Below are 5,139 nucleotides of genomic sequence, written 5' to 3' on the forward strand. Positions count from 1 at the left end.
GCTCATGAGCCGCGGCGGCCGGACCCGTTGGTTCTGCTCGCCGATCGGATAGGCGGGCTGCTGCTCCCTGCGGTATCATCGCGGGTCGAGGGTGCTCCCTGGTGTGGATGAGCACGAGGCTCGTCACGAACGTCGAGATGAAGAAGGCCAGCGCGCATGTCGCGAGATACCGAGGAGACCGCAGGCTTTGCATGGTCGACGCGTCCACTCCAACACCCCCCGTGACGCCGAGCCGTCACGATGCAAGTCTGTCGGATGGGAGAGACCGACACAATGAAGCCGTTCACTCGTGGGAACGGGGGGGGTCAGAGAGAGAGGGGGGGTGACGGTGATGCGTTTGCGGAAAGCCCTCGCCAGGCTCTTGACGCGAGAACGGGTCTGTCGGGTGGCCACGGTCGGCCAGGACGGGATGCCGAGGACTGGAACTTTATCAAAGGCGTCATGCTGCAGGGGACTGCCAGGCTCATCCACCGTGGGCCTGCGTTCCGGAAGATCCGAACGTTGCTGTACCGGAAATACCCGCAATATCCCGATGAGGCCGGTCCGGACGAGGCGGACTCCATGATCGTGGAGATGACACCTACGCACGTCTCTTCTTGGGACGTCGATGACTAGGACGATTTCCGCCCTCAGCTCCGGCCGTACACCGGGATCGCCGCCCCCTGGATCACGCGCGCGTCCTCGCAACACAAGAACAGAATGACCCGGGCGATCTCCTCTGGCTTCGGCCATTTGGAGAAATCGGCCTTGGGCATCGCCCGCCGGTTCGCCTCGGTATCGATGATGCTCGGCACGACGGAGTTCACCCGAATGCCATGGGCCTTGACCTCGTCTGCCAGCGAATCAAACAGGGCCAGCGCTCCTGCCTTTGAGGCCGCGTATGCGGCCGCGCCGGCCGCGTGCCCGTACCCAGCCTTAGATGCGACGTTCACAATCGCTCCGCCGCCCTGCCGCAGCATCTGGGGCACCACCGCCCGCGCCAGCACGAATCCCGTGCGCAGATTGAGCGCAAGCATCTGCTCGTACGTCGTTGCGTCCATCTCCCAAAGCGTCTGCCCTCCGGCATAGCCGCCGATGGCGTTCACGAGTGCGTCCACCCGGCCGTGCTGCCCCGCGACCGTCTCCACCAACTGCTTCGCGCCGGCCTCGTCCGTGGCGTCCAGAAGGTGCCGGTCGAGGCGCTCAGCATCCCGTCCCGCGGCCGCCTGCAGCGCCTCAAACTCCTCCGTCCGCCGAAACGTCACCGCCACCCGCGCGCCGGCCTTCAAGAATTCCATACTGGTCGCCCGTCCCAGCCCCCCGGTGCCGCCCGCCACAATGACCACACTTCCGTCGAAGTTCATGATGCGGATTTCCCCTCTCCAGAATCTCTTGATCGCGGCCGCGGTCAGCGCGCGGACAGGGACCGGCCGCAACGCCACCGAGTGGCTTCTTGAACGCCAGACGAGCGGTTCCTCCTTCGGCCAAACGGGGGACTCGAACACCTCCGTCGCATATGCTATAAAGTGGAAGAGACGTGCTCGCCATGGCGCGCCTCGGTTAGGAGGTCAAGGGGGCGCGACAATGGTGACGATCGAATCGACTCCTGAAATGGCCGCCACGGTCTATGAGACGATGGCGCGCAATCTCCGTGTGGTCCGCCGCCGGCTGGAGAGTCCGCTGACCTTGGCGGACAAGGTCTTGCTGGGGCACCTCGACGATCCCGAACACCAGGAAATGGAGCCCGGCAAGAGCTATCTGCTTCTTCGTCCCGACCGCGTCGTCTTTCAGGACGTGCTGGGACAGACCGGCATGCTCCAGTTCATGCAAACGCGGCGGGAGAAGGTCGTGGTCCCTACGACCATCCACTGCGACCATCTCATCCAGGCCCGAGTCGAGGGCGAGGCAGACCTGCGCGCGTCCATTGAAGAGAACAGGGAGGTCTATGACTTCCTGCGTGCGACAGCCGCCAAGTACGGCGCGGGCTTCTGGGGCCCTGGCGCCGGCATCATTCACCAGGTAGTGCTGGAGAACTACGCCTTCCCCGGTGAGCTGATTATCGGCACGGACTCGCACACGCCCAACGCGGGCGGCCTTGGGGCATGCGCGATTGGCGTCGGGGGAGCCGACGCGGCAGAGGTCATCGCCGGCCTCCCGTGGGAGGTGCTGTATCCGAGGCATATCGCGGTGTTCCTGACCGGCAAGATGAGCGGGTGGACGGCGCCCAAAGACGTCATTCTCTACGTCGCGGGCCAGCTGACTGTGGCCGGCGGCACCAACGCCATCGTCGAGTACATCGGCCCCGGGGCGCGCACGATCAGCGCGACCGGCAAGGCCACCATCACCAACATGGGTGCCGAGCTGGGGGCGACAACATCAATGTTCCCCGCTGATGAGCGGATGGCCAAATACCTTCGGGCGACGGGCCGGGGTGCCTTGGCACCATTGGTCGAGCAATATCAGCACTTGCTGGAACCGGATAAGGAAGTCGAGGCGGACCCTGGGAAGTACTACGAACGCGTGATCGAACTCGACCTGTCGAAGCTGGAGCCATACATCGTGGGACCGCACTCCCCCGATAGAGCGCGCCCGGTCTCACAGTTCGCCGCCGAGGTTGCCGATACCACCAATGCGTTCCGTAACGAAATCTCGACGGCTCTCATCGGCAGTTGCACCAACTCTTCATATGAGGATATGAGCCGCGCGGCAGACGTGGCCGAACAGGCAAAAGCCCACGGCATCAAGACCGCCGTGCCCTTTCTGGTCACGCCGGGTTCGGAGCAGGTCCGCGCCACCATCGAGCGCGACGGTCAAATGCAGTCGCTCAAGGACATCAACGGTGTCGTCCTAGCGAACGCCTGCGGCCCCTGCATCGGCCAGTGGCGGAGGGCTAAGGAGACGGTCGGGGTGCCCAACTCGATCGTGACGTCGTATAACCGCAACTTCCCAAGGCGCAACGATGGTCAGCCGACCACGATGAACTTCATCGCCAGCCCAGAGATCGTGACGGCCTTTGCTCTGGCGGGAAGCCTGTCGTTCAATCCGCTGACCGACTCCCTCACCGGCGGCGATGGCAAGCCGTTCAGGCTCGACCCACCCAAGCCGGCCCCGGAGGTGCCTGCGCGGAACTTCGACCGCGGACATCCCACTTATGTCGCGCCTCCCCCAGATGGCCGTAGCATCACGCTGCTGGTGGACCCGCGCAGCGAGAGGTTGCAGTTGATGGAGCCTTGGCCGGCCTGGGACGGCAAGGACTTTCTGGATATGCCGGTGCTCATCAAGACCAAGGGCAAGACCACGACCGACGACATCTCCCCGGCGGGTCCCTGGCTGCGTTATCGAGGACACCTGGACAAGTTCAGCGACAACATGTTCATGGGTGCCACCAACGCGTTTTCCGGCGAGGCGGGTAAGGGCAAGAACGTGCTGACAGGAGAGACGGGACAGGCGATCGCCAAGATTGCCAGGGACTACCAATCCCGTGGGGTCAAGTGGGTCGTCATTGGCGACCACAACTACGGCGAGGGCAGCAGTCGTGAACACGCTGCCCTCTCGCCGCGTCTACTGGGCGGGGCGGCGGTCATCGCCCGGAGCTTCGCGCGCATCCACGAGTCGAATTTGAAGAAGCAGGGCCTACTCGCGCTGACGTTCGAGAGCCCCGCCGACTACGACCGCATTCGTGAGGACGATCGTCTGAGCCTCGTCGGTTTGGCGAACATGGGACCGGGCAAGCCTGTCGATTGCCTCGTGAAACACGTGGACGGGACCACCGAAACGCTGCGGCTCTCTCACTCTTTCGCCGCCTCGCAGCTTGAATGGTTCCGTGCGGGTTCGGCCCTCAACCTCTTTCACGCCGACTCGCCTGCTCGCAGAGATAATCCCGCATAACAAGAGTCCCGCGGTTTAGGGCGTGTTGTTTCGCGACGGCAGGAAACGAAACTCTGCCACATCGCAGACCGGCTCGTAGCCGATCCGCTGATAGATCCGGTTCGAAGTCGGATTGGCGAGGTCGGTGTAAAGGAAGCAGAAGCGGTAGCCGCGGTCGAGCAGCAGCCGACTCAGAGCGGCCACGCACCCGCTGGCGTAGCCGCGGTTGCGGTGCTCGGGTGGCGTATAGACCGGCCCGACCCGGATGCCGTGGGGCGTGGGCCCGGTAAATCCGGCGAGAGCCCGCGGACCCTCATCGTCCCACAGGTACAAGCCATCGGTCGACCCCTGCAGCCGCCGATCAACTAACTGCTCCGCATCGATCTGTGGGGCGTGCTCGCCAAACGCCTCTGCGTGGAAGGCGCGTATCCACGGGATCAGCACGGGGCTGTCGGCGTTCGATGCCCGCCGGAGCCCCCCCGGGACGCTACCGATCGGCCGGACACGCTCGAGCCGATAGATGCGCTGGACCATGACCCGCTCGGAAGGCTGGCCGGTGAGCTCCTGCCACGCGCGAGCGAACTCTTCGCCCACCGGGACCGGAGCGTGGACCCCGGGCGGTATCATCCCGGCGGCGAGGAGATCCTGGGCGATCACGGACGAGACCTGCGGATGCTCGATGCGCGACAGGACCAGCCGGTGGGGTGGGGTCATCATGGCGGCCCCCCTGAAGTCCCCGGCATCCATGATCACCGCGAAATAGGGCGGGGGATCTTGCGAGATGTGGCGTGACGCCAGGGTAGTCGGCACGCCCAGGAGGAGGTTGTGGCAGGCCTCGTCCGCGAGCAAGAACGCCTCGGCGCGCTCCAGGAAGGCCTGAGGCGTTGCGCAGTGAATGACGTCCACCCTCACCCTCCCTCCGAGTCGCGCGCCAAAGTCCGGAGGAGTTCGTGCACATCGTCGATGCGCTCCTCCAATCTTCTGGCGTGTACCTCCATATGATAGGTATTCAGGATGAGTTTCACAGAGACGAGTAAGACACCGGTCTCGAGAAACAGGTCGTGCGTGAGCCCCTTGACGAGAAGTGCAGCGACAAACAGAACGAAGGTGAGAACAATGACGGCAGACGAGGCACGATCGAGATGTCTGCCAATAGCATGCCTTTCTATCCCAGTCTCCATGGACTCCTCCGCAACCGTCCTGCGCGCCTTACTCTTCATGAGTGAGAGTTCTTCGCTTTTGAGTCCCTGATCCTCTCAACCGCGCGCATACCGCCCGACCCCGGACGTCGCA

Annotated in this window: 5 protein-coding genes; 1 reads left to right on the top strand and 4 read right to left on the bottom strand. The window is 64.1% G+C overall.

What is annotated here, in order from left to right; translation table 11 throughout:
• Together VFP86_15960 and VFP86_15965 are read right to left on the bottom strand one after the other, a co-directional pair.
• Positions 1-208, bottom strand: a 208-nt coding sequence (locus VFP86_15960) for a hypothetical protein (GenBank protein HET9001133.1), incomplete at its 3' end; no start/stop codon positions are given.
• A 421-nt stretch (positions 209-629) separates the two neighbouring features.
• Positions 630-1,421 (bottom strand): SDR family NAD(P)-dependent oxidoreductase, encoded by a 792-nt coding sequence (locus tag VFP86_15965; protein ID HET9001134.1) that lies wholly within the window; start codon positions 1,419-1,421, stop codon positions 630-632.
• 142 nt (positions 1,422-1,563) lie between these two features.
• On the opposite strand from VFP86_15965, the gene VFP86_15970 reads away from it, so the two are divergent.
• A complete protein-coding gene (locus VFP86_15970; protein HET9001135.1) occupies positions 1,564-3,867 on the top strand; it encodes an aconitate hydratase in 2,304 nt (767 codons plus the stop codon).
• 15 nt (positions 3,868-3,882) lie between these two features.
• On the opposite strand, the gene VFP86_15975 is transcribed toward VFP86_15970, so the two are convergent.
• Positions 3,883-4,752: a GNAT family N-acetyltransferase gene (locus tag VFP86_15975; protein HET9001136.1), complete on the bottom strand. Its 870-nt coding sequence runs from the start codon at positions 4,750-4,752 to the stop codon at positions 3,883-3,885.
• 2 nt (positions 4,753-4,754) lie between these two features.
• Positions 4,755-5,066, bottom strand: a complete 312-nt coding sequence (locus VFP86_15980) for a hypothetical protein (GenBank protein HET9001137.1) — start codon at positions 5,064-5,066, stop codon at positions 4,755-4,757.
• Between the last annotated feature and the right edge of the window lie 73 nt (positions 5,067-5,139).

The sequence above is a fragment of the bacterium genome (genome assembly GCA_035703895.1).
Classification (GTDB): domain Bacteria; phylum Sysuimicrobiota; class Sysuimicrobiia; order Sysuimicrobiales; family Segetimicrobiaceae; genus Segetimicrobium.

Excerpts from the sequence above, each read along its gene's own strand:
- VFP86_15970 (HET9001135.1), top strand. The coding sequence starts at position 1,564 with ATGGTGACGATCGAATCGACTCCTGAAATGGCCGCCACGGTCTATGAG.
- VFP86_15980 (HET9001137.1), bottom strand. The coding sequence starts at position 5,066 with ATGAAGAGTAAGGCGCGCAGGACGGTTGCGGAGGAGTCCATGGAGACT.